Below are 25,754 nucleotides of genomic sequence, written 5' to 3' on the forward strand. Positions count from 1 at the left end.
ATTTTATGTAGAATAGATAGGATGGGAGGGAATGAAATGAATTATGGTTTAAAGTTTAAGATTCTTGAATTACAATGTTTTATTCAAAAGACTTATTCTGATATTAAAACAGCATGTGATATTGCTATTTATCAAGAAAACACTTCTAAATATTTAATTTCATTAGGATTTTTAAATAAATCATATATGACTTATATAGAAGCAAAAAGATTTTATCGTGAAAATGACGAGCTTGTAAGTGTAGAATTTGATAATTTCTTTGATGCGTATGATAAATTAGAGCACGAATTAAAACAAGTTATTTCAAGAGAAGATAAAAATCCTTCATTGCTACATAGCAAATTTGATCAGTTTCAACAGAAAATTGAAAATATAAATGACCTAATAAAAGTTTTGGAAAATGCTCGTTAATAAATTATTTTTCTTTGTTACATAGAAATTATACATTATAAACATTTTTGGGATAATATGTATTGCGAATCTATTGTAAGAAGGTGACTTTTGTTGATTACAGAAGTCACCTTTTTATAATATGCTTTATATCTGTAATTAATATATTGTGTTACACAATTCACTTTTATATGACTTCATTTATTGATGAAAATTAAAATAGAAAGATCTGAAAATAGAAACCTACTAGGGCTTATTTGCTATGATAACCTTAGAAAACTCAAACTGGATCTTTAAAAAAAAGAGAATTTACACGTGAAATTTAATTTATCGAACCTTATATATATCTATAAAAAAGTTCATTAAAAGCAGTGATTTTCTCTAGAATAATTATATTTAAATAATGAATTAACGTCATTAAATTATGCGATTTTGTTTAATTTTATATGCTTTTTATTTTCTTTTTTTGATACGAATGAATAGTATAATTTTTAACAGTTTTATATTTTAGGAAATTATAAGAGGTAAATATCATGAAAAATAAAAAAGAAATAGCTATAGTTGCATTAACAACAGGATTGGCTTTAACAGCTGTAGCGCCATACGGAATAGGTCATGCAGAGGAAACAGATCAACTACAAGTTCAAATGAAGGAGGAATCGTTCCGCTCAGGTGAACTTACTCAACCGTCACAAAAGACACCAGAAAATGTAGTAAAGGATGCACTTAAGGAGAAAACAGAACAAGCGCTTTCTCCAAAGCAAGTCAATGGAGAAACAGGAGTAGATTATAAAGTCTTTCAAAAACGTGGTTCGTATGATGGGACTACACTCGTACGTATGCAGCAAACATACGAAGGAAAAGAAGTATATGGCCATCAATTAACTGCACACGTAGATAATAAGGGTGTTATTAAAAGTGTTTCAGGCGATAGCGCGCAAAATTTAAAACAAGAAGATTTGAAAAAGCCTATTAAGCTATCAAAAGAAGAAGCCAAACAATATATTTATACGAAGTACGGGAGCGATATCAAGTTCATTTCTGAACCAGAAGTTAAGGAAGTTATTTTTGTGGATGAAAATAATGGACAAGCTTCAAATGCATATCAAGTTACATTTGCTGCTGCAACACCAAGCTATGTATCTGGAACTTATTTAGTGAATGCCGATAATGGTGAAATGTTGAAAAATATGGTACAAGAATCAGGTTTAAAAGTAAGTGAAGAGCATGTTGAACCTTTAAAGGAAAGTAGAAAAAACAATTTCGTATCACTAACTGGAACAGGAAAAGATGATTTAGGTATAACTCGCACTTTTGGTATTTCTGAACAAAGTAATGGGAAATATGCTCTTGCTGATTACACAAGAGGGCAAGGAATTGAGACATATGATGTAAATTATAGAGATATTACAAATGAAGAAAAATATTATCCTGGTATATTAGTAACTAGCACTTCACCAACATTTACTGATCCAAAGGCGGTAAGTGCTCATTTTTTAGCAACAAAGGTATATGATTTTTATAAAGATAAATACAAGCGTAATAGTTTTGATAATAAGGGAAAAAAAGTAGTATCAGTTGTACATGCATGGGATTCTGGAGGAACAAATAACCCTAAAAATTGGGAGAATGCATTTAGTGCAAATATTAATAATATTAGTATGCTTATATATGGTGACCCCATGGTGAAAGCGTTCGATATAGTGGGCCATGAATTTACACATGCGGTTACCTCTAGCGAATCTAACCTTGAATTTTTCGGAGAATCTGGTGCAATTAACGAAGCGTTATCTGATATTATGGGAACGGCTATTGAGAAATACATAAATAACGGGGAATTTAACTGGACAACAGGAGAACAAACTGGATCGGTTTTCCGTAATATGAAAAATCCATCTTCAATCAATTATTCAAATGGAGTACCATATCCAGATGATTATAGTAAATATAATGATTTAAATGGAGAGGATAATGGAGGCATTCATTTCAACTCAAGTATTATTAATAAAGTTGCGTATTTAATTGCTCAAGGTGGTACTCATAATGGTGTAACTGTAAATGGTATTGGTGAAGATAAAATGTTTGATATTTTCTACTATGCAAATACTGATGAATTGAACATGACTTCTAATTTCTCAGAATTGAGATTAGCGTGCCTTAAAGTTGCAACAAACAAATATGGAGCGAACTCAATTGAGGTTCAAGCGGTCCAAAAAGCTTTTGATTCAGCAAAAATTAAGGGAGCAGTGAAAGAAAACGAAAAAACTGCCGAAAACCAAGTCCCAGAGTTAACTGTACCGTCTACAATTACACTACGTGTAGGTGATACGTTTGACCCGATGAGAAATGTAACAGCTGCTGATAAAGAAGATGGTGATTTAACAAATAGAGTACAGCATAAAGGCGATGTAGATACATCTAAACCAGGTAAATACATTGTGAACTACTTGGTTGTCGATTCCCAAGGGGGGAATGCAACGGATACGCAGACTGTAATTGTAGAGAAAAATGAAGAAATATTAGATATAGAGCCTAAATTAACAGCGCCTATTGGAGTGACTATTAATGTAGGAGATTCATTTGTTCCGATGACAGAAGTATTAGCTATTGATAAAGAAGATGGCGATCTTACTTCTAAAGTAAAAGTTGATGGTAAAGTAGATACATCTAAAGCTGGTACTTACGCATTAACATACACAGTTACAGACTCTAAAGGTCATGAAGTAACTGCGAAACAAACTGTAACGGTTAAAGTTAGAGAAGAAGTTAAAAATGACAACCCAATACTAAAAGTACCTGCTACAACTACAATTAATGAGAATGATCAATTTGACCCAATGGTAGGAGTATCAGCTACTAATAAAAAGAACGATGACCTTACTTCTAAAGTAAAAGTTGATGGTAAAGTAGATACATCTAAAGCTGATACTTATGAAATAATATATAGTGTCAAAGATTCCGTAGGTAATGAGGTAAAGGCAATACAAAAAGTACTAGTGAAAGATAAAGAGACTAGCAAAGCTAATGGTCTTGCTAGTAATAGTAATATATCAAACAATAGTAATTATGATAAAAAAGAATATACATATAAAGAGCTTCCAAAAACGGGTGCAAGTACAACTAACAGTGCAATAATGGGCATGTTGATGGTTATTGCAGCAACAGTACTCACTTTGGTTCGTAAATGTAGAAAGATACAAAAATAATGGCAGGCATAGGCATCATTCGTTTGAAGAAAAGAATTCATAATCCAGAAAAAATAAAGTGAAAAATAAGTAAAACAAAAAAGGCAGTTTGTCTTAAGTGTAAATTATATTATCGGTACCGAAGGGCGAATGTCACTAACTGAAAAATAGTTTGGCTTTTTTTTACACACAATAATGTTTAGATGAAGTTATTACTTACTAAGATGTTAGTAGTTAAGTGGTACATTTGGCTTCCATAAAACTTTGCACTTGGATGTGATTCTGTCTACAGAAATATATTACGTAAAAAACACGTTACTATTCTCATTAAAAATAGTAACGTGTTTTTGTTGTTTAAAAATAGCCTGAATCGTAAAGTTCATGAATGTTAGAGTAGTTTTAAATAGCCATTCATTAATTACTGAAAACACTTTGTATTCTCCTGATTTACCACTTACTGAGCTATACGGGAAAGTGATTTTGTTTTTTCCTAATGCGAAAGAAATTACAACAGAGGGGTATGGTGTTGTTGGAAGTGTATTACACATTAAATTAATATTTAGCTGCCATATAGATTTCTTTTATGCATAAATTCGTGTAAAATAAGAACATACATTCTACGCGAGAGTGAGGGGAATAAATATGTTAGCTGAGATAGAGAAACAATCTAATGGGTATATTGTAAAATTTCAACGCCAATTTCCTTATACGATAGAGGAAGTTTGGTCTGTGTTAACTGAAAACAGTAAGCTTAAAAAATGGATGTCTAATTTGCAGATTGAAAACCTTAAAACAGGTGGAATGATAAAGTTCGATATGATGGATGGTTCATTTTTAAATATCGATATTTTAGAGTGTCAACTAAATGCAGTACTTGAATTCAAATGGGATAAAGATCGTGTCCGATTTGAAATACATAAAGCAGGAAATGGATCCCTATTACTTCTTAAAGAATTCATTCATGAATTAACAGATCATACACCGAAAGATATTGCTGGTTGGCATATTTGTTTAGAACTTTTTTCTTCCGTGTTAGAAGGAAAAGAGAAAGAATTTCCAAAAGATGAGTGGCAACAATGGTTTGAAAAATACAAGGTTAAGATTCATGAACTGAAAGGATAATTACATAATAGGTAATATTCATTATGTAATTATTATATTATGAAAATGATTTTTCAAGAAAATAAGAATAGAGGTTAATATGAAAGTAAATCAATTAATTGCAAATAACATAAATAAATTAGATGCTATCATTCCGTTTAATAAATCACTTGGTATTGCTGGTTTATCTGGATCTGGAAAAACAACTCTTTGTCAAACAATTGGTGAAGAATCAAAGAAGCGTCTAGTTTCCTTATTGCCAAAGGCTGAATATCAATATTTATTTCCTAATATAATGGAGACTAATTTTAGTGCTATTAAGATGGAAGAAATGCCTTTAGTCCTTTTTCTAGGGAAATCATCGATTTCTTCCAATCCGCGCTCGACAATTGGTACTCATACAGGTGTTTTTAAAGAGATTCGTGAAAAACTTGCTGAAGAATTTAATCTATCTCCTGAGGTTTTTTCATTTAATAATCCGCTAGGTTGGTGTGCTGCTTGTAAAGGGCGTGGTACTACTAAAAATATTGAGTGTAAAAAATGTAAAGGAAAACGTTTTAGTGAAGAAGTTGAACAACATACTATTGAGTTATTTGCTACACCACATACAATTTCGGATATTAACGATTTAAGTGTTGAATCTATTCTTTCATTAGCAGAAGAATTAAATATTAGTGAAGCAAAACAACACATTTTACAAAATATTATTAATATGAACATTAGCTATTTAACATTAAATCGAATTATGGGTACGTTGTCAGGTGGAGAATTAACACGACTTTACTTAGCTGAATTCATGGCAGTAAGTGAAAATGCAGTAATTATTATTGATGAGATTTCTGTGGGGCTTGATCACGTAACATTATTACAAATATTAGAAGAAATCAAAAAATTAGGGTGCAAAAATCAAATTTGGCTCATTGATCATTCAGATACAGTACTGGATACAACTGATGAGCAATTATTCTTTGGACCTGGTAGTGGAAAATATGGCGGGAAAATTGTGAAAGAATCACCAAGGCCAAAGCCATTACTATCAGAACGAAATAACGAAATGCCAACAGAATATTATACATTCCATGAATTATATTGTCGAAATATCCAAATGACTAAGTTTCAGATTCCTAAAAATAGACTTGTAACTGTTACAGGGGAATCAGGATGTGGAAAATCTACACTTGTTAATGAATGTATCGCTAAAGATTTTCAAAAGCGATATCCAAAAGACAAACTTGTTATGGTAGGACAAGATCGCAATCAGTCAATTACAAGTCGATCAACCGTTGCTACTTTCCTTGATATTAAAAAGAAACTGACAAAGTATAGTGAAGAAATTGATGATATTTTTGAACGTTCAATTGAGGATATTATTGATGACCTTCCAAATGAAGATATCGCATATAAGCGCTTGAGTTTACTAATCAAATTAGGACTCGGCTATTTAACATTAGAAAGAAAAACACAAACATTATCAACAGGTGAGTTTCAATGTGTTCATTTAGTGTCGGAGTTATTTGCCAACACAAGAAACCCACATACTTTATTTATTTTTGATGAGCCTTCAAAAGGTTTATCACAAAATATTTTAAATCAATTTATAGATAGTGTCAGAGGGATTTTACAAGATGAATCAGTCTCAATCATAATGATTGAACATAATAGTTACATGCTAGAAAGTTCGGATTATATTGTTGATTTTGGGAAAAGACAGCTTGAATCTGTAGAACATCTTGATGTTATTAGTCATAATGATTATTATCGTCAAAAGAGTAGTGTGAAAAAGGCTGCGCAAATACATATTTCTTCAACGCTAAAGCGTAAAGAAGGAATTCACTATGTAAAAGAAAATCATATTAACTATTTTAAAAATGCTGAAAACGTTTATAAGGGTGGTATTTTAAAAAGTTTATCATCAATGGCCCGATTAATTTATGGCGAATATGAATCTGATACAATTGCACCAATAATTGCTATTGATCTTGAAAGACATTTGTATAGTCAATATAGTTTTTTATATGAGATTGGTGGATTAATTAATCAAATTATAGCTTCCCATCCAACCAATAAAGATACGAGAAGTTTTGATTTTTATTCACAGGATAATCACTGTCCGTCTTGTTCAGGTCGCCTTAAGATTGAAATCTTTAATAAAGACATTACAATACAAGATAAAAATGTTCCATTTTGGGATGGTTTATTCGATCCGGAAATCATGAAAGTATTGAAATTTTATCAATATGAAAAAATAGAATTTTTATTTGAAGAAATTAAAAATGAACTCGGTCATGATTTATCAAAGAGCTATAATGATATGTCAGAAGAGGAAAAACATACATTTTGGTACGGGTATTTTGAAAAATCATTTTATGATAAGAAAGGTAAGACACGTAGAACATGGGTAGGATTTAATACGATCATTGGTGGATATATTGTGATTTCTAAAGCAGCTATTAAAGAACAAATTAAGGAATCTAAAGAAATCATGACATGTCCAATTTGTGAGGGGACGGTTTTAAATCATCATAAATCGCTTAAGTTTGGAAACTCAGATATTCGTGAAATAATTAATCAGCCTATGGATGAAGTGTTGAACACAGTTGGTAATTTACCGGCACTCGTTAAATTGAAGTCTATAATAGGGGGAGATATGAGATTGACGGAAGATGTTTCTTTATTGCCAAGAAAAGTACAAGTTGCACTGAAAATGTTCGAATTAGGACAAGCAAGTTTTTCAAATTATGAAATAGTGTTACAAAATGTTTTACCATTCTGGGACGAAATTAAAGGGAATATAGAATCCATTAGTGCCAATAATCAAGTAACTATTTGTGATTTTTCTAATGTTTATGAAACAAGAGAAACCATTATAGATCAGTATTTCACAAATGGAAAATATAAAAAACTAACATATGTTTACGAAGCATTTGGTTACAAAAAATTAGTTACACAAATTAATAAAATTAAAAAAAGCAACCCATGTCCATTCTGTAACGGAAAGAAAGTTATAACTGAAGATAACCTACATGATGGCGTGTTTAAATTAACAATTCCATGTGTCACTTGTAATGCAAGTGGTATTAATGATGAAGGGCTTAAAGAAATTGTTGATGGCATAGATGTGCAAACATGGTTAACTGGAACAGTTAGTGATGTTGTGGATGAAAGTTTATTAACGGAGGCTGTTGCAGAAATACCGATTTTTAATCGTATTCGTGAGTTGGATAAACGAGATATGATGGCTGTTTATGAATGTTTAGAGATTAATAAGTAAACTTTTATTAGTTTATGTGTTATTAAAACCACTAACTCAATTAATATTTAGCGTGTATTCTTAATGGTAAATGTAATAGCACAGTATGATTATTACGAAATAACGAAAGAAGATCCAACTTCTTAATGTCAAAATTAAGAAGTTGGATTTTTTAGTATTTTTATGTCCCACATACAATATTTCTCACTATGGAAAGAAGTATAAGTGGAAGGGAGAATGAAAACTAAAAGGGATAAAAGGTTGATATATTATGTAATAATTATGTTATAAAAATGAAAATTAGAGATAAATATAGGTCATGAGTGCTAATTTTGGGTGTTTATAAACCTTTTTGTTTTATTGTCTGATTTTTTAAATTTAACAGAAATATATACTTGAATGAAGTATATATTTCTGTTAAATTTATCCTATGGACAGAACGAGTTTAATTAAAGGTCATTTAGAAATGTGTGTATTATCGATTTTATCGAGAAAGAAAAGTTATGGATATGAAATTATGAAAGAGCTTGAAGTACACAATTTAAAATTGAAAGGAGTAGGAAGTATTTATCCCATTTTAACTAAGTTGAAAAATCAAGAATGGGTTAATACATATCAAGAAGTAACAGCCAGTGGCAAAGTTAGAATTTATTATGAAATTAATGACAGCGGGAAAATACGACTTGAGAAGAAAATTAATGAGTGGCTAGAATTGCAATCTGATATTCAAACATTATTAAAAAGCGGTTTGAAAGGAGACCTTTTGAAATGAGGAATGAACTAAAAGGTAAAGAACAGCAATTTTTAACTGACGTACTTAAAGAATTAAAGCAATACGATATAAGTATAGAAGAAAGGGAAAATATTAAACGACAATTATTAGAACATTTTCAGGAATGTCATGAAGATGGTGAGGATAGTCTAAACGATCTAGGAACTCCTCAATTATTTGTTCAAGATTTTTTGGAAATAAATGAAATTGATATACGAGTAAAAATGAAACAATTTCAAAATGAAAATGGAAAATCAAATTCACTACTATTAAGTGGCATATTCATCGCATTTATTACTTACCTCATCTCACAAACTACACTTTCAATATTTTTAGCTGAATCATATAATTCAACTCATAGTAAAAATTCATTTAATTATAATCTTTTATATCGTATAGCAGAGAATCAGTGGTGGAACTATGTATTAATAATGATTAGTTTTACACTCTCTGTATTAGTATTTATTAGCCTAGTAATTTATAAAAAAAGAAAGCTATCTAAAGTATAATGAAGAAAATTATCTATAAATTATTTCAAATTTGTATTCTTTGTAATGTATTAATATTATGTATCGTACATCCAAAAGTTTATGCTGAGCAAAATATTAAAGTTACTTTAGATAAGTACATTGAAAAATTTATAAAGGAGCAGAACATTCCAGGAGCTTCTGTTGCAATTGTACATCATAAAGATGTATTCTTCGCAAAATCGTGGGGAATTACTGGAGAGTCTGAAAAAAAGGTAACTAGTAAAACACCGTTTGCAATCGGTTCAATAAGTAAATCTTTAACAGCTTTAGCTATAGTAAAGTTAATAGAAGACAAAAAGATAAAATTAGAGGATTCAGTTCAACAACATCTCCCTTGGCTTAAACTAAAAAATCCTCAATTAACCTCGAATATAACAATTCAACATCTACTAACTCATACGAGTGGAATAAATACATATGAAGGTTTAGCGCTATCAGATAAGCAATTAAAAAGTTCTACATCAATAAAAGATAATGTAATGAAACTTTCAAATGTAAAATTAACTGCTCCACCAGGGGAAATATATCAATATAGTAATGCGAATTATATTGTTTTAGGTGCACTTATTGAGGAAGTAACAAATGAAACATATTCTTCATATATGGAAAAGCATGTTTTTCAGCCATTAGAAATGAATGGTGCGGCAGCAAATAAAGATAGTGCATATGAAAAAGGATATTTAACAGGCTATCAATCTTGGTTTGGTATACCAAGAAAAAGTGTAGTGTCCTATGATAATGCTGGGGCACCATATGGTTATATTACCGCGAATTTGGAAGACATGATTCAATATATTATGTTTTTAACTCGCCAAGAGCACAATCAATTTTTAAAGAGAGAAAATATTGACCTTTATTTATCACCACTTTATAAAATAAATCCAGAAAAAAGTTATGGGTTTGGATTAAGAACAACGAATTTAAATGACAACGAAACGATGATTTGGCATTCAGGATCTACCCCCGATGCTCATGCAGAAATGTTTACTTTCAATAATAGCGGCTGGGGTGGTGTGATTTTAACGAATAAAAATCATGTATTAGAAGAGGCGGCACTAGTGGTGTTGAAAAAGGGGATTATTAGTATTTTGAATGGTGAAGAACCTAATGAAGTCCCTAAAAATATCCCAATCACACAAATTGTAATGTCGTTAATTATACTCATACTTTTCATTACATCGATTATGTTAATTAAAAAATATAAACATAAGAAAAATCGTAAAAAATCCAATTGGTTTTTCGTAGGGAGTCTATTTCTAATATTATCAATTATTTTAATCCCACTTCTTACTTATAGTACAAATTCACCGTGGCATACGATTGAAGTATTTTCAGCAGATGTAGCTTTACTAACTAGAATTATAATAATCTTATTTGCTGTAAACGGACTAATATCAATCTTAATTGCCTTAAGAAGGCAGAAAGAAGGTAATTAATTAAAGAATTATAATTCAAGTTGTTATAAACAGTTGACTCTCACACGATGTCATTGTTTAAAATAAAGTTGAGCTTCGAAGTAGACAGAATTTTTAGGGGGAAACCATGTTTAAAATTGGAGATTTTTCAAAATTATCTTCCATTAGTATACGTATGTTGAGACACTACGATAAAGTGGAGCTATTACAGCCAGTAAAAGTCGATGAGCAAAGTGGTTATCGATATTATTCAGCGGCTCAACTAAAGAAAGTAAATCAAATTCAAACGTTTAAAGATATGGGGTTTAATATCGCTACCATTAAAAAAATAATAGAATGCGATAATATAGATAGTATAAAGGAGCAATTTCTAAATCGTAGTACTCAAATTAAAGAAGAATAACCTTCAAAAACAATTACGTCTCCTCGAAAACTCAATGAAAACGATGAGAGAGGATGTTGTTGAGATGAACTATCATGTTTCAATAAAAGAAATTCCAGAAAGAAATGTAGCTACTGTTAGAAAGGTTATTCCATCGTATAATTGTGAAGGCGATTTATGGAGTATATTAATGCAAGAAATTCATATGAAAAATATTAGTATGGCTCACCCGAGTTATAGTATCGCTGTCTTCCATGATCAAGAATACAAAGAAAATGATGTGGATATAGAAATACAGCTAAATATCTTAGGAAAGCATGAAAATACAAAAGATGTTCATTTTCAAAAAATAGAGCCAATCAAAGTAGCTTCTATAACAGTAAGCGGAAGTTATGAACAAATGACAAACGTAAATGAAGCAGCCGCAAAATGGATTGAGACGGAAGGTTACGAATTAGCAGGCCCGATGTTTAATATTTATCATGTGAGCCCAGCGATGGAACCGGATCCTAATAAGTGGGTTACAGAGGTTTGTTATCCAATCAACAAATAAGCAAAAAAAGGCATATTTTATGCCTTTTTTATTTTATTGTACTCAAAAGTGTATAGAAAAATGGTGTGTCTGTTGGATTCATTCACTATAAGTTTGAATGTGAGAATAAATGAGGTACTTAAAATTTTTTTTCATCTAATTGAAATTGTGTTTTAAGTAAAGCCCTTAAGATAATATACAGGTGAATAAAATTAATTTAATGATATGTGTATCCTCCATCAGGAAATAATACACTACCCGTAGTAAACTCATTTTGCATTAAAAACAGGACAGTATGTGCAATTTCATCATTATGCCCAGGCCTTTTTACAAGAGAAAGAGACTTATAATCTTCATAAGCAGCTAGTCTTTTTTCGTTTTGTTCATTCTCTCTTTGTATCGTTCCAGGAGAAACAACATTAACTCTAATCGAAGCTAATTCAACAGCTAAAGCTTTTCCTAAACTTTCAATAGCACCATTACAAGCTCCATAAGCAGGAGCACCTTTAAGTGGCCTTTGGCTAAATGCACCAGACATTAACACGATAGATCCTGATTTTGAAAGAAAAGGAATGGCATATTTCACGGCATAATATTGAGGCCAAAACTTTCCGATAAAGCTACTTTCAGCAATTTCCTCTGTAGTGGTTATTGGTCCAAGTGTGTAAGAAGCCCCCGGTGTAAATAAATGATCAAATTTCCCGACATCTTTGAAAAAATTTTGTAATTGCTCTTTATTTTGATTATCCAATACATAAGTTTGAAGGTGATTGTTATTTATTAATTCTTGAGCAGCCTTTAGCTTTTCTTCCGAGCGTCCGGCAATAATAACATGTGCGCCTTGTTCAACTGCTTGTGTTGCTGTCGCTAATCCAATACCAGAACTTCCACCAATAATAACGATTTGTTTATCTTTTAATGTAGTAAAAGACATGATTAAGCCTCTCCCTTAATATAAAATTAAAAATAAATATGTGTTGCTTTTATTATTCGTTAAAAAATGGTTATTGAAAAGTAGGCACTTTACTTGTACCTAGTCGCAACTTTCGTACTAATGAAGTAGTGAACGGAGAAATAACATGAAAAATGATTTATTATGATCTATGATGGGATGGGAGAGGTGAGGAGATGGATTTACAAGAACCTAAATTAAAAGAGGTAATAGCGACATTACAAATAATCGGTGGGAAATGGAAGCCATTGCTTTTATTTATTTTGCTAACAGATGGAACGAAACGGTTTGGTGAATTAAAGAGATTAATACCCGACATATCTCAAGGAACATTAGCGAAGCAGCTTCGTGAATTAGAGCAAGATCAACTAATAAAACGTGAAATGTATCAAGAAATACCACCTAAAGTGGAATATAGTTTATCTGAGCATGGAAAAACGGTAAGCGCGGTGTTGGATAGTATGTGTGGTTGGGGTAGAGGACATTTAGAATTTATTGATAAAAATAGACTATAAAATTATTATGTAAACTAAATAGTTTTGCAGAAAGGTACTTTTTTGATAATTTATATTTTATTATATATAATTAAATTATATTATTATACATAGAATCTTCCAATTTAGATGGGGTAGATGCAATCCTATATTATACGAAGTAACTAGTTGTTCGGGGCTGAAAAAATGCATACTAGATATAAAAGAAGCTTTACGAAAATATACACTATGAGTTTACTTTGAGAATCATCCGTATTAAACATTTCAGGCATTTTACAAAGGGGAAATAATAAAATGAACGAATTAGAGTACAAAAACTTTTATGATAAAGTAGGAAGATTAAATGGGTGGGATTTCAGTAAGCTGAAATGTGAAACGGTAGGAGGCACTTGGGATTTTTATGGCGAAGTGAAAGAAAGATGCAAACCATCAGACATGCTACTTGATGTAGGTACAGGTGGAGGAGAGAATGTACTTAACATAGCATCTTCAGCTAAATTGTTAATTGGAATAGATAATTCTAATGGCATGATTGAAACAGCACATTCCAACTTGAAAAAAGCAGGTGTACAAAATGTTAAGTTTCTCCAAATGGGTTCTGAAGCTTTAACGTTTCCGCATGCTTATTTTGATATTGCTTCTAGTTGTCATGCACCTTTTCTAGCATCTGAGTTAGCAAAAGTAATAAAAAAAGGTGCTTTTTTCTTAACGCAACAAGTTTGTGAACATGATAAATTAAACCTTAAAGAAGCATTTGGCAGAGGACAATGTTTAGGTGAAAGAGATGGCACTTTAAAAGAAAAGTATATGAGTGAACTTATTAGTGCAGGATTTGAACTCGTGCAAGTACGTGAATATGATGTTACCGATTATTACAGTACACCTGAAGATCTCATTTTTTTATTAAAACATACGCCTATTATTCCTAATTTTGGAGAAGAGGAAGAGGATTTTACTATTTTACAAAAGTTCATCGACGCGAATAGTTCTGAAAAGGGGATTCGTACGAATTCAAAGAGGTTTATGATTATTGCTGTTAAATAATATACATTAGCGTAAAGGCAGATTTTCTTTTAAAGAAAATTTGCTTTTTTGTATGGAAAAAAGCAGGGTGAAATTGAAAAAAATAGAAATAATCATAATGTAAATTTGAAAATTAAAATATGGAGGATAACTGTTTTGAAACGTTACTATATTAACAATGAAAAATTAAACGTACATATTACTGAGTGGGCAGAAAATGATAAGCCCGTTATTTTTTGTTTACATGGATTAGGTAGTACCAGTTTAAGTTTTATAGAAATCGCAGAAAAACTAAAGGAAGAGTATAGACTTATATCCATTGATGCACCTGGGTATGGTAAAACACCGCCCTTTGAGAGAACAGAAGATTATGAGATGCAAAACTTAGCAAATTGGTTAAATGAAATAATAAATGAACTAAAAATTGAACATTTTTATTTTCTATCACATTCGTGGGGAAGTTTTGTAGCGCTATTTTATTTGTTACATAATCCAGAAAAGGTATTAGGGAGTATTCTCATTGATGGAGGGTACCAAACGAAAAGGCTTCAAGAAGAAACGTTGGAAGAAGAAATTGCTTATTATGAAAAGGACTTTGAAGAGTATGTATTTAATAGTTGGGATGATTTCTTTAAAAGTGAAAAAGAAGTGTATACAAGATGGTCTCCATTATTAGAACTTGCAGTTAAGGATCTTGGTATAGAAATAGATAATAAAGTATGTTGGCATGCGAGGGGTACAACAGCTGGTAATATCGTAAAGGGTATGCATAAGGATGAAACAATGGATATATATGAGGAGTTACCATCTAATATAATATTACTTCGTGCTACAGTACCAGAAATTTGGGATGAGTATAGAGGGAAGACAGCGAGTATTTTTAGTGAGAGAACAAAAGCGACATTAAAACTAATCCCGAATTCTACCCATCTGTTACATTGGGATTATCCGGAGGTTATAGTAGAAGAAATTAGAAAACATTGGTAAAGTCCAATATAATTTAAAAAGGTTGATTCTTGTAATGTATTAGAAACAACCTTTTTGAAGTGGATGTAATAAAACGTATTGAGTAAGTTGTTTGCTTAAAGTGTTATTTTTTTGCCGGTGTATTTCCCATCGCGATAGAAATTCTATTCCAACTATTAATTTGATTAATAATCAAGACAAGGTCAATATATTGTTTTTCATCATAATGTTCACATACTCGTTTGTATAGGGAATCAGGAACTCTTTTAGTAGGAATAAGTGTAATATGCTCAGCTAATTCAATTGCGACTTTTTCCTCCGCTGTATAAAAATTACATTCACCCCAAGTACTTAAGCAATAAATTCTTTGTTCAGTCTCTCCCATTTTTCGTGCATCAGATGTATGTAAATCTATGCAGTAAGCACAGCCATTGATTTGAGAAACTCTAATTTTAATAAGTTCTCTAGTCGTTCGATTAATCGTGGATTGTTTTGTGTACTTTTCCATGTCCATCATAATTTTCATAGCATCAGGTGCAGCATCATAGTAAGAAATTCTTTGCGTCACAACACAACACTCCTTTTAGCTTAAAATATTATTCATTATATCTTGAAGTGGTCGTTCATACTAATTATTTGTACTAAAACGCAAACTGCTTAAAGCTTAGATTGTATTAGCTGAAATGTTAACGCAACAGTTCTAATACAAAAGTAGTAGTTTGTTAATTAAAGTTTCAATCTCCAGATGGATTTTTCCTGTTAGTTTTTGAAATACAATACTAATAGAAATAATGAATTTGGAGGTTTATTATAATGATTACACACTTTTCAGATATTAAACTACAAACTGTTTCTATAGAAGGAGTAAAACAAGTATACAGAGATATATTATCTTTTCCGATAAAAAAAGAAACAGCATCATTTATTCAATTTGAAGTAACGCCATACACAACAATTAGTTTTCAGGAAGTGTATGAACCAATTGCACCTGCGCATTTCGCTTTTGAGATTCCATATTCAAAATTTCAAGAAACAGCAAACTGGCTTGAAGGATCTGGTTTACTCATTGTGAAATGGAAAGATGGTCATACAATTGACGAGGAGAGCGGTCGATTCAATTTATACTTTAAAGACGGTGATGGAAATCTTCTTGAAATTATCGCACATAGTTATATTAATGAAGAGGTATTAGTTTCACATTCACCGTTAAACGTTTTATACGTAAGGGAAATTGGTCTTCCTGTTAAAAGTGTACCTGTATTTACGGAGTGGTTGAAATCAAATCTAAATATGAAAACGATGGAAGATGGGGACATTTTTAACTTTGTTATAGGTGGCACTGCATACATTGTTGCAACTTGGTGGCAGCGAGCTTGGATTCCAATTGCTATGAAAGCTTTACCACCAAAAGTACACGTTTCTTTCGGAACACCAGATCAAGCATTTTTACAACGAATACAAAATAATTTGAAGAAAAATAGTGTTCCATATGAATGTAAACATAATGAAGTATTATTTATTGAGCAGGGATATACGTTTACTGTCTTGTATACACCAGAGTTCCGTTCTGATATTGCTAGTAAATTAAACTTACCACTTTCTATTTAGTTATAGAGAGCGGTAAGTTTATATTGTTTTAAAGAATATAAAATCTAGTTATTATGTTGATGTAACATTTGAGCTATTCCTTGACCAAATGACCAGTTCTCAATTGATGTCTCATGTAAAGTAATGAAAACATCAGCACTAGAGATGTGTAATATAGTAGCTGTGGTAGTTGCTATAGCATTATACAAATCCTTTTTTTGATTCATTGTTCTTCCTGGTCCACACGTAATTGAAACATAAATCATATTATTAGATCGTTTTGTTGAATCCTCTAATAGATAAGAAGAATCATAAAACAGCTGATGAGATGGATAAGGTAAAAACATTTGGAAATAATCGTTTTCGGGGATATTAAAATGTTCCATTAATGAATGATGGATTTTGATACTTACATTTTTTAATAACTTATTATCGGATAATTCTTCAGGATGATAAACAGTAACAAATGGCATATTAGAGCACTTCCTTTCTTTTGAATTCATTTTACTTCCAATCATTTCATTTGTATAATTGAAAATATATTAACTTATTATCAATAAAATCGATAAAGATGGTGTATCAAATGGAAATAAAAGAATTAATTACATTTAAAAAAATTATTGAAGAAGGAACGTTTTCACAAGCTGCTAAACAATTAAACTATGCCCAATCAACTGTAACAGCACATATAAAAAAGCTAGAGAATGAAATAGGTTTTCTATTATTTGAAAGAGGATGGGATGCGAGATTAACAGAAGAGGGAAAACTCTTTGCAGAGGAAGTAGAAAACTTATTAACACATTGGGAGTATTCCAAATCTCAAGCACAACGTATTAGTAATGAAGAGAGAGGGAGTTTAAGAATTGGTCTATTAGAATCTTTTGCTAAAAGGTTAATTCCAATAATATTAAAGTTTTTAAACGATGAAAAACCATATATACATTGTGATTTTGTAGTGGGAAATACTGCACTTTTAGCAGAGATGATTAAACAAAATAAGGTCGATTTTGCGGTGTGTGGACATAATAATAGTTCGAATATAAAATTCACTCCAATAAGTGATGAACAAATTGAATTTATAGTAAACCATCCGAATCATCCTTTACTACAAAAAGATTTTGTTGAAATATTTGATATTATAGATTACCCCATAATTGTAGGTGAAAATAGTTGTTTTTCATATCAATCTGTAAGTTCTTTATTAGCGGAAAATAATTTGTCTTTTAAGAGAGTATACAATTGTAGTGCTTTGAACCTTATTCCACAAATGCTCTTTGAGAATGCTATAGGAATTATACCCAAAGGTACAATTTTGAATGAAGAAGTACTATCTTTTAAGATTAAGGGTTTTAATTCTAACATTCCGATTGGTATTTTAATATCTACTAAAAATAACAATTATTTAAGTCAAACGAAACAAAAAATTATGAACATCATTAAAGTAGCCCTATAATTATGCAGAAAATAATTATAAGGCTATTTTTAATACGTATTTTTCATTTATTATTTCAAAGGTTTTATAATGACAGGATTTATATGAGTAGAAGGATTCCCTAACATTACAGTGAATTTAAAATAAAGGTGTAGTAATAATACTATATAGTTTAAGGAGGAGAAGACTTGAATTTAGGTGAGCTGATAGCCAAAGGAAATACAGCGAAGATATATCTTCATGAAAATAAAGTTATTAAATTATTTGAGGAATACCTTCCAAACACAGAGTCTACAAATGAAGCAAAAAAACAAAAATATGCTTATTCATGTGGACTACCAGTTCCGAACGTATTTGAAGTGACAAAGATACAAAATAGACAGGCAATTATTATGGAATATGTAAAAGGAGAAAATATTGGCGAACTCTTGCTTAATAATCTAAATAAGGCAGAACATTACATCAATATTTGTGTTAATGAACAAAAAAAGATTCATTCTATACGTGTGAATATAGATGAAATGGAACCAATGAGAGAAAGGTTAGAGTGTCAAATTAAATCTGTTCATAAATTGGATGAAAACAAAAAGAAAAATATTTTACAAAAATTAGATTCAATTGTATTTGATTCTAGGCTATGTCATGGAGATTTTCATCCGTTTAATCTGATTTTGAGTAACGATAACGTAAAAATTATAGACTGGATAGATGCAAGTTCAGGTGATATCCGTGCAGATGTATTTCGTACATACTTATTGTACGCTCAGGCCTCAGTAGAATTAGCTGAAATGTATTTACATATGTATTGTAGAAATACTGGCTTATCAAGAGATGAGATTTTTCAATGGGCTCCGATTATTATTACAGCTAGATTTGCTGAGAAGATATCTCCGCATAACGCAGTTTATTTAAATGGAGTGTTAGATCAGTATGTATAATTAAAAAATAAATAAAATCCAGTAAGTAATTATCCTTATATAGGATGTGGTTTAACTATTGTAGCTAAACCACATTTGCTTTACATTTTGATTAATGAATCTTTATTTTCAAGTTTCATTCTATAAAGATTCATTATCCGTACTTGATTCTCAGTTAATTCTTCTTTATTCCAATACATGTGCATTAAACTATATTCAAATATCTCTTTTAATTTGATAAACAACGGAAGCTTGTCTATCATTTCTTTAGGTAGTTCTCTTTTTTCTTGATACCCGTCAAGTATCGCTTTTGTAATAGAATTCTCATAGTCAACAATATTTCCATTTCCAGCAAATGAATATTCTATTGCACTATAAATTGGAACTGCTAAATCGAATATGTAAAAGTGTTTTTCACAGTCTTGAAAATCAATCATGGATAAGTTTGAATCGCTATCAACTAAAATGTTTTCTAACCATAAATCTCCATGGATCAGGCCGTAGTTCGTAGATGTTTTTGGAAGGTTTTTAATGGAAGATAAAACATCGCATGCAATTTCTCTAATAATAGTCTCTTCTTTAGGGATATATTTAAGGAAATTATATTCTTCATTTTCATACCAAGCGTTAATATGTTTAACTCGTTCAATACTTTCAAAGTCTTTAGATATCAGATGTAATTTGCCAATTTCTTGACCCAATTGTTTAAATACATCGGGATTCCATTCACTTCTTGGTAAGTGAATGCCAGGAGCAGCTTTATAAACTACAGCAAATACCTCCTTGTCTAATGTTAAATTTTCTACTAAATTCCCCTGTAAAGAAGGTATGATTGGTGGAACACCTAATCCAGTTTGATATAAAAAGTTTGTATATTTAACTTCTTCTAACTGTTCTTCATATGTTTTATAGTTTGTGATTCTAATGAAGTAATTCCCTTGTACTGTATTACATTGATACATTTCGTTTGTTATAGGTTTAATGTTAATAAAATGTAATGGATAACGTTCGTTTACTAATGTGAGTATTTCTTTTTCTAATTCCTTCATTTTGAATTCCTCTCTATATTTAAATTTTTTCAACCTAAAAACTAAAAGTTCCTTAATTTACAAAATTCGTGTTTTATTTTATGAAATCCTTTAAAAAGATATATCCTGCAATTTGCGTGTTAATAATTAGTAGGGTAGGAACACTCCACAATGATTAAAGTTAAATTGAAAAGTGAATAGAATATATGACAAAATAAGATAGCTGAAAAAATATAAAACAAAGTATTTAAGGATTTTAGAGAATGGTTCGTGTTATAAACCACAAGAAACATCAAAAGAAAGAAACGTATCCCTCTTATAATTTTTAGTGAGGAGTGAAGTAAATGAATGAGTATATACAGCAAATGATTGATTGGATTGAGAAGAATTTGAGGAAGGCATTCTCATTGGAAAAATTATCGCATTACATGGGATATTCCTCTTATTATTGTTCTTTCAAATTTCATCAAGCAACAGGTGTCAGCATTAGGCGTTATGTTCTTCTTAGAAGATTGTATTTATCTACGGAGGACTTGACGAAAGGTAGAAAGATAATAGATATCGCAATGGATTACGATTACTCTTCGCAAGAGGCTTATGGTAGAGCTTTTAAAACTGTTTTTGGTATAACCCCAAAAGATTTCCAACTTAGCAAGATGCCAGTTCAATCATTTGTTAAACTCAATATAAATAAAGAAGAGGAGTTTAAAATGAATATTTCTAGAAAAATAGAGGTTGAGCAGTTACGAAATAGGAAATGTGAACTGTTCGATAAAGACGTACTAAATATATTAAATGGCCAATTTATGTATGAAGAATTTAAAAACGAAAAATTAATGGGAGAGTCTGATTATGCCCCATTTAATGAAGCAATGTGTGTAAATGCTACTAGTACACAAGTTTTCGATGAAGAATTCATTGAAGTAAGAGCAAGGGGGCATAATAGTTCAGTAGAGAATTATATAAAAAAGGTTATAGATCCATTAGAAAAGTTTTTTAAGAATAATTATGAATGTATTGTTTTATGGTTTGGTGAAGATATGTTTTGCCAAATGAACCTAGTAACAATACTTTCTTATCTTGAGCAGTCAGGCTATGAGGGTAGAGTGATTTTAAATAGCTTTAGGGAAGATGAATTCAAAGTCAGTCAAACTGAACTTAAGTTAGGTAACTATTGTTCTGTATACAAAGAGGTATTGGTAAACCATAGAAAACCATCTGTGGATTTACTCCCAGTGATGTATCAGGCTATAAAGTTATATTTAGAAATGTTAAAAGAAGATAATGCTGTAACAAAATTTATCTACAAAAATAAAGAATTATCAAACCAAGAATTATTAATACAGTTGTTCCATCTTTTTCACGCAATCGGATATGGAGATTCTCAGTACATAAAACTTATTAATAAAATAAAGAAGAAAGCTGCACCTAAAATATAGGTGCAGCTTTCTTCTTATATACGTTCAAGTGAATCTAACTCTGCTTCTACAAATGTCATTAATTCTTTAATAGTTTCACCAGAGAAATCAAAACGAATACCAGCTGCTTCATACACTTCTTTTATAGATTTTGAGCTTCCTAGTGATAATGCCTTTCTATAATTATTTAGTGCTTGTTTAGGATCTTCTTTATATTGTTTATACATTTGCAGTGCGCCAAGTTGTGCGATTGCATATTCGATATAATAGAATGGTACTTCAAAAATATGAAGTACTGGCAACCAACTCGTTGCTATCCAGTTTTCGTAACCATCGATATGTATGACGCTAGACTGATAAACTTTTTGAAGTTGTAAGTATTTTTCATTTCTTTCCTCAGCAGTATGATTAGGGTTTTCATACAACCAGTGTTGGAACTGATCTACGATAAGCATACTTGGTAAATATGAAATAACATCTTTAAAGTAGTTTATTTTTGCTTGTTTTAAATCTTCTTTGTCTGTATAGAAAGTATCCCAATGGTCTATTGTGAATACTTCCATTGTCATACTAGCTAGTTCAGCCGTTTCAGCAGGAATTTCTATATACTGTCGTAATTCTAATGGTTTTACGCACTCGTTATGAATGCTATGACCCATTTCATGTATGAAAGTAATAATATCATCTTGTGTATAGTTTAGATTCATAAAAATAAAAGATAATTGAGAAGCAGGTAAATACTCACAAAAACCACCAGCTGCTTTTCCTTTACGACTTCCTAAATCTAAGCAATCATGATTATACATTCGGTTTAATAACGCTGAAAATTCAACATCTAGTTGATTGAAGATGTAAGTGCATTTTTCAATTAAATCTTTTTCATTTACAATTGGTTTAAGCACTTTTTGATCAGGGGCTACAGCTGTTACATCCCATGGGCGAAGCGTATCTACTTTTAGTTTCTCTTTTTTCTCTTGTAATATTTTATCTTTAAGTGGTACAACATACTCTCGTATTGATTTGGCTAGTTCATAGCAATCTGCTGCTGTATAATCAAAACGCTCATATTTTTTAAACATATAATCACGATAATTCTCGACTTGAATGTTTTTTGCCTTTTGGTGGCGAATGTTAATTAATGTATTTAAGATGCTTTGGAGTTCTTTTTCAACAGATAAAAATTGTTCAGAAATAATCATTTTTGCTTTTTTACGGATCTCACGATTCGGATTTTGTAAATAGGATTGTAATTCCGTTATCGTTTTTTCTTCGCCGTCCCAATTTCCACTTAGTCCTCCTGTAATTTCAAAGTACGCTGTTACTAATTGGTCTTCTTTAATTTCTAATTCGATATTTTCCTCGCAAAATAAAGTTTGAGCATTTTTTATTTTTACATCTAATAAACCATATACTTTAGAATCTAATTCCATTCGAAATGGTGACTGTAAGTATTTATTATTAAATAAATTTTGATAACGTTTTAAAAGTGGCTTTACAAATTGTTGATCATGTTCAAAAGTATCTTTTATTTCTTTATTATCTGTATTACTTTGAAAGGCGATATAGTGTAATCGTAATTGTTCTTCGATTTCCCAAATTAAAGTAGATTGTTCTTTTAACCAGTGTTCAAGGTCTAGTTTTGAAGAAATATTTTTATTTATTAAAGTCGAAAGAGCTTGTTCCAATTCAAGTATATTACTAATATCGATCGTATTTACACGCTGCATTATATATCCCTCGCTTTTTATTTACTTATGGAAGTATTCTTTTTCTTTATTGCAATCCCTTTTTTTCCTAAAAAGTTTGTGCCCACTACTCCAAGAACGATTAGAATTGTGCCGATGATATGGTAGTATGCGATTTGTTCATGTAAGAATGCAACGCCTGCGATAATGGTAATAAGTGTAGATAAATTGCTGAAGACACTTATTTTTGCTGCTTCAATATAAGATAATGAATAGTTTAATAACAATGCGGTCAGTAAAGAAGATAGTAATCCTAAATATAAAATGGAAATAAGAAATGTTCCATTCATAAATGGCTTAAAGAATATAGTTAATGTACCTTTGTTTATATGGCTAGTGATAGCAATTACATTAAAACTAATAAAACCAATCGCTGTCATTGTGTAAGTTAGATCCATTAGCCTGAAATTCTTTGTCATTTTTCGAGCTAACACATTATAGCAAGCAGATGATAATGCCGATAACAGAATAAGAATAACACCGATGAGACTAGTTTCATGTGCCCCTAAACCATTCATGATAAATATATAAATAACACCGATGACAGAAACGAGAACAGAGGTTTTTTGCCATATATTCGTATATTCTTTTAAAAAATAGGAAGCTAATATCATCGTAAATATAGGAATTGCCGCTTGGATAATTCCAGCTTCAGATGAACTTGTATACACTAAGCCAAACGCTTGGAAAGCAAAAAATAGTGCTGGATAAAATATTGCAATTGGTAAAAGGTCAAGTATGTTTTTAAATGATATATTTAACTTTACAAAACCGAAAATAACGGGAATGCTTGCAGCTACGAAAGCAATTGTAAAACGATGAGCAAGAGTATCGAGGGGGCTCGTAACTGTTAATGCTAATTTCACAAACATAAAGGAGAATCCAATAATAAATGAATAGAGTAATGCTGATAAATATGCCTTTGTTGTATGTTTCATAATTTCACCTCATAGTAGTTGATTTCTTACTGGCCAGTATACGTACATAGTAATCTTTCTGATCTAGTGCTACAATGTGAACAAATACAAACTGTACCGGTACAAATTAAATGTTGAGGTGGTAATAATGTATAAGTATTTACATGTTTTAAACGACTTAGAAAATATGATTCAAAATGGAGAGGTAAAAGAAGGAAAGAAATTACCGTCTATAAGGTCACTCGTTACACAATATGAATGTAATAAGGCGACAGTTATACGTGCGCTTCATGAATTAGAAAAGCGTCATATTATTTATTCCGTTCCTCAAAGTGGATACTACGTTGTTAAGAAATCCGGAAGTATCATAGAAACTAACGAGATAATTGATTTTGCTTCCTCAGCACCAGATCCAGATGTGTTTCCATATTTAGATTTTCAACATTGTATTAATAAGGCCATTGATACATATAAAAACGACTTGTTCGTATATGGAACGCCGAAAGGTTTACCATCTCTAATTCCAGTTATTCAAAAACAGCTGACAAACTATCAAGTTTTCACAAAAGAAGAAAATATTTTTATAACGTCAGGTGTGCAGCAAGCGCTTGCTATATTAACATCTATACCATTTCCGAATGAAAATGAAACGATATTAATTGAACAGCCAACCTATCATCTATATATTGAATATCTAGAAATAAATAAAATTCCTGTAATCGGTATTAAACGTACGAATGAAGGTATCGACTTAAATGAATTGGAACGTATATTTCGAACAGAAAAAATAAAATTCTTTTATACGATACCGAGATATCATCATCCGCTTGGAACTTCTTATTCTAAAGATGAGAAAGAAAAAATAGTGCTATTGGCTAAGAAGTATAATGTATTTATAGTAGAAGATGATTATTTAGCAGATTTAGAAACTGATTCAAAAGCAGATCCGTTATATAGCTTGGATAATTGTAATCATGTCATATATTTGAAAAGTTACTCGAAGATTATATTTCCTGGTTTACGAGTCGGTGTGGCGGTTATTCCACCAGCTATTGCAAATGCTTTTCATAAATATAAAAAGATTTTAGATATCGATAGTCCAATGATATCTCAAGCTGCTTTAGAGATTTATATAAAGAGTGGCATGTTCGAACGCCATAAAAATAAAATTAAATCTTCCTATTACGATAGATCAAAAAAACTAGTTGAAACATTAGAAAAAGTACATAATGAAAACCCACTTTTATTTACATATAAAAAGCATAATACAATAGGAATACATACTTGTTTAGAAATGCATAAAACAAGTATTTCGGAAATGTTTGTTGAGAAATTGAGTGACATTCAATTAAATATTGATTCTATTGATAAAAATTACGTCAAAGGTTTTCCTAAAGAGAGATTGTTAAAGTTAAACGTATCGAATGTCAAAGAAGATAAGATTGAAGAAGGAATTCGCAAAGTAATCGAGGAAGTAAAACAATCGGCACGTCTAGATTTTCAATTTAAAAAAGAATAATACGAATAAGGAGGTTTATTGTGAGAGGGAAAATAATAACATTGTATGTATTGTTGTGAAGTTACTATCAAATTGTTGAATTTCGAATGACATCAGAAACTTCTACAATGAAGGTGCTTAAACATCTCAGCTGTAATATGTCACTAAAGGGTCATTTTCTGGAATAAGAGATAGTAATAAGAAAATCGAAATTAATTCA

22 protein-coding genes and 1 pseudogene are annotated in these 25,754 nt (G+C 30.8%); 17 read left to right on the plus strand and 6 right to left on the minus strand.

Going from position 1 to position 25,754, the window contains the following annotated elements:
- Positions 1–36 precede the first annotated feature (36 nt).
- From JDS98_RS00520 to JDS98_RS00560, 9 genes and pseudogenes are all read left to right on the plus strand, one after another.
- Positions 37–411, plus strand: a complete 375-nt coding sequence (locus tag JDS98_RS00520; RefSeq protein ID WP_001106151.1) for a hypothetical protein — start codon at positions 37–39, stop codon at positions 409–411.
- Positions 412–923: 512 nt separating this feature from the next.
- Positions 924–3,596 (plus strand): immunoglobulin-like domain-containing protein, encoded by a 2,673-nt coding sequence (locus tag JDS98_RS00525; protein ID WP_199633424.1) that lies wholly within the window; start codon positions 924–926, stop codon positions 3,594–3,596.
- A gap of 360 nt (positions 3,597–3,956) precedes the next feature.
- On the plus strand, positions 3,957–4,166 hold the full coding sequence (locus tag JDS98_RS30665) for a hypothetical protein (protein ID WP_371399767.1): 210 nt from the start codon (positions 3,957–3,959) through the stop codon (positions 4,164–4,166).
- Positions 4,167–4,217: 51 nt separating this feature from the next.
- Complete coding sequence (locus JDS98_RS00535; protein WP_000879008.1) at positions 4,218–4,697, plus strand: SRPBCC family protein; 480 nt, start codon at positions 4,218–4,220, stop codon at positions 4,695–4,697.
- A 79-nt stretch (positions 4,698–4,776) separates the two neighbouring features.
- Positions 4,777–7,947, plus strand: a complete 3,171-nt coding sequence (locus JDS98_RS00540; RefSeq protein ID WP_098711576.1) for an ATP-binding cassette domain-containing protein — start codon at positions 4,777–4,779, stop codon at positions 7,945–7,947.
- Between the two features lie 409 nt (positions 7,948–8,356).
- Positions 8,357–8,698: a PadR family transcriptional regulator gene (locus tag JDS98_RS00545; RefSeq protein WP_000376294.1), complete on the plus strand. Its 342-nt coding sequence runs from the start codon at positions 8,357–8,359 to the stop codon at positions 8,696–8,698.
- Positions 8,695–9,207: a DUF1700 domain-containing protein gene (locus JDS98_RS00550; protein WP_199633425.1), complete on the plus strand. Its 513-nt coding sequence runs from the start codon at positions 8,695–8,697 to the stop codon at positions 9,205–9,207. The genes JDS98_RS00545 and JDS98_RS00550 overlap by 4 nt, the downstream gene beginning before the upstream one ends.
- Positions 9,207–10,664: a serine hydrolase domain-containing protein gene (locus JDS98_RS00555; RefSeq protein WP_199631803.1), complete on the plus strand. Its 1,458-nt coding sequence runs from the start codon at positions 9,207–9,209 to the stop codon at positions 10,662–10,664. Before JDS98_RS00550 ends, JDS98_RS00555 begins: the two co-directional genes overlap by 1 nt.
- A gap of 106 nt (positions 10,665–10,770) precedes the next feature.
- A pseudogene (locus tag JDS98_RS00560) lies at positions 10,771–11,578 on the plus strand (MerR family transcriptional regulator).
- 196 nt (positions 11,579–11,774) lie between these two features.
- Here the strand turns inward: JDS98_RS00560 and JDS98_RS00565 are convergent.
- Complete coding sequence (locus tag JDS98_RS00565) at positions 11,775–12,491, minus strand: SDR family oxidoreductase (RefSeq protein WP_000011251.1); 717 nt, start codon at positions 12,489–12,491, stop codon at positions 11,775–11,777.
- A gap of 194 nt (positions 12,492–12,685) precedes the next feature.
- On the opposite strand from JDS98_RS00565, the gene JDS98_RS00570 reads away from it, so the two are divergent.
- The 3 genes from JDS98_RS00570 (at position 12,686) to JDS98_RS00580 (ending at position 15,013) form a co-directional block, all read left to right on the plus strand.
- Positions 12,686–13,024, plus strand: a complete 339-nt coding sequence (locus JDS98_RS00570; protein WP_199633426.1) for a winged helix-turn-helix transcriptional regulator — start codon at positions 12,686–12,688, stop codon at positions 13,022–13,024.
- Positions 13,025–13,297: 273 nt separating this feature from the next.
- Positions 13,298–14,047 (plus strand): class I SAM-dependent methyltransferase, encoded by a 750-nt coding sequence (locus JDS98_RS00575; protein ID WP_098711581.1) that lies wholly within the window; start codon positions 13,298–13,300, stop codon positions 14,045–14,047.
- Between the two features lie 135 nt (positions 14,048–14,182).
- Positions 14,183–15,013, plus strand: coding sequence for an alpha/beta fold hydrolase (locus tag JDS98_RS00580; RefSeq protein WP_098711582.1), 831 nt, complete (start codon positions 14,183–14,185; stop codon positions 15,011–15,013).
- Positions 15,014–15,116: 103 nt separating this feature from the next.
- On the opposite strand, the gene JDS98_RS00585 is transcribed toward JDS98_RS00580, so the two are convergent.
- Positions 15,117–15,560: a carboxymuconolactone decarboxylase family protein gene (locus tag JDS98_RS00585; RefSeq protein ID WP_000194100.1), complete on the minus strand. Its 444-nt coding sequence runs from the start codon at positions 15,558–15,560 to the stop codon at positions 15,117–15,119.
- Between the two features lie 245 nt (positions 15,561–15,805).
- Here JDS98_RS00585 and JDS98_RS00590 point away from each other — a divergent pair, with 245 nt between their 5' ends.
- A complete protein-coding gene (locus JDS98_RS00590) occupies positions 15,806–16,600 on the plus strand; it encodes a VOC family protein (RefSeq protein WP_098711583.1) in 795 nt (264 codons plus the stop codon).
- Positions 16,601–16,644: 44 nt separating this feature from the next.
- Here JDS98_RS00590 and JDS98_RS00595 read toward each other — a convergent pair whose 3' ends face one another.
- On the minus strand, positions 16,645–17,052 hold the full coding sequence (locus JDS98_RS00595; RefSeq protein ID WP_001117404.1) for a tautomerase family protein: 408 nt from the start codon (positions 17,050–17,052) through the stop codon (positions 16,645–16,647).
- A 110-nt stretch (positions 17,053–17,162) separates the two neighbouring features.
- Between JDS98_RS00595 and JDS98_RS00600 the strand changes: the two genes are divergently transcribed.
- Both JDS98_RS00600 and JDS98_RS00605 read left to right on the plus strand, forming a co-directional pair.
- Positions 17,163–18,032: a LysR family transcriptional regulator gene (locus tag JDS98_RS00600; protein ID WP_097958540.1), complete on the plus strand. Its 870-nt coding sequence runs from the start codon at positions 17,163–17,165 to the stop codon at positions 18,030–18,032.
- Positions 18,033–18,199: 167 nt separating this feature from the next.
- The gene (locus JDS98_RS00605) at positions 18,200–18,949 is read left to right on the plus strand and encodes an aminoglycoside phosphotransferase family protein (RefSeq protein WP_001048443.1); all 750 of its coding nucleotides are present in this window, start codon (positions 18,200–18,202) and stop codon (positions 18,947–18,949) included.
- A gap of 80 nt (positions 18,950–19,029) precedes the next feature.
- Here JDS98_RS00605 and JDS98_RS00610 read toward each other — a convergent pair whose 3' ends face one another.
- Positions 19,030–19,977, minus strand: a complete 948-nt coding sequence (locus tag JDS98_RS00610; protein WP_098139012.1) for a phosphotransferase enzyme family protein — start codon at positions 19,975–19,977, stop codon at positions 19,030–19,032.
- Between the two features lie 323 nt (positions 19,978–20,300).
- Between JDS98_RS00610 and JDS98_RS00615 the strand changes: the two genes are divergently transcribed.
- Entirely contained in the window at positions 20,301–21,395 is a 1,095-nt protein-coding gene (locus JDS98_RS00615) for a helix-turn-helix domain-containing protein (RefSeq protein WP_199631795.1), read from the plus strand.
- Positions 21,396–21,409: 14 nt separating this feature from the next.
- Here JDS98_RS00615 and JDS98_RS00620 read toward each other — a convergent pair whose 3' ends face one another.
- The gene (locus JDS98_RS00620; protein ID WP_199631794.1) at positions 21,410–23,101 is read right to left on the minus strand and encodes a M3 family oligoendopeptidase; all 1,692 of its coding nucleotides are present in this window, start codon (positions 23,099–23,101) and stop codon (positions 21,410–21,412) included.
- Between the two features lie 17 nt (positions 23,102–23,118).
- Complete coding sequence (locus JDS98_RS00625; protein ID WP_097958543.1) at positions 23,119–24,057, minus strand: DMT family transporter; 939 nt, start codon at positions 24,055–24,057, stop codon at positions 23,119–23,121.
- 127 nt (positions 24,058–24,184) lie between these two features.
- On the opposite strand from JDS98_RS00625, the gene JDS98_RS00630 reads away from it, so the two are divergent.
- Positions 24,185–25,555 carry an aminotransferase-like domain-containing protein gene (locus JDS98_RS00630; RefSeq protein ID WP_000280138.1) on the plus strand — a complete coding sequence of 457 codons (1,371 nt, stop codon included), beginning with the start codon at positions 24,185–24,187 and terminating at the stop codon, positions 25,553–25,555.
- Positions 25,556–25,754 lie beyond the last annotated feature (199 nt).

This window comes from Bacillus cereus group sp. N11, from assembly GCF_016483605.1.
Taxonomy (GTDB): Bacteria; Bacillota; Bacilli; order Bacillales; family Bacillaceae_G; genus Bacillus_A; species Bacillus_A toyonensis.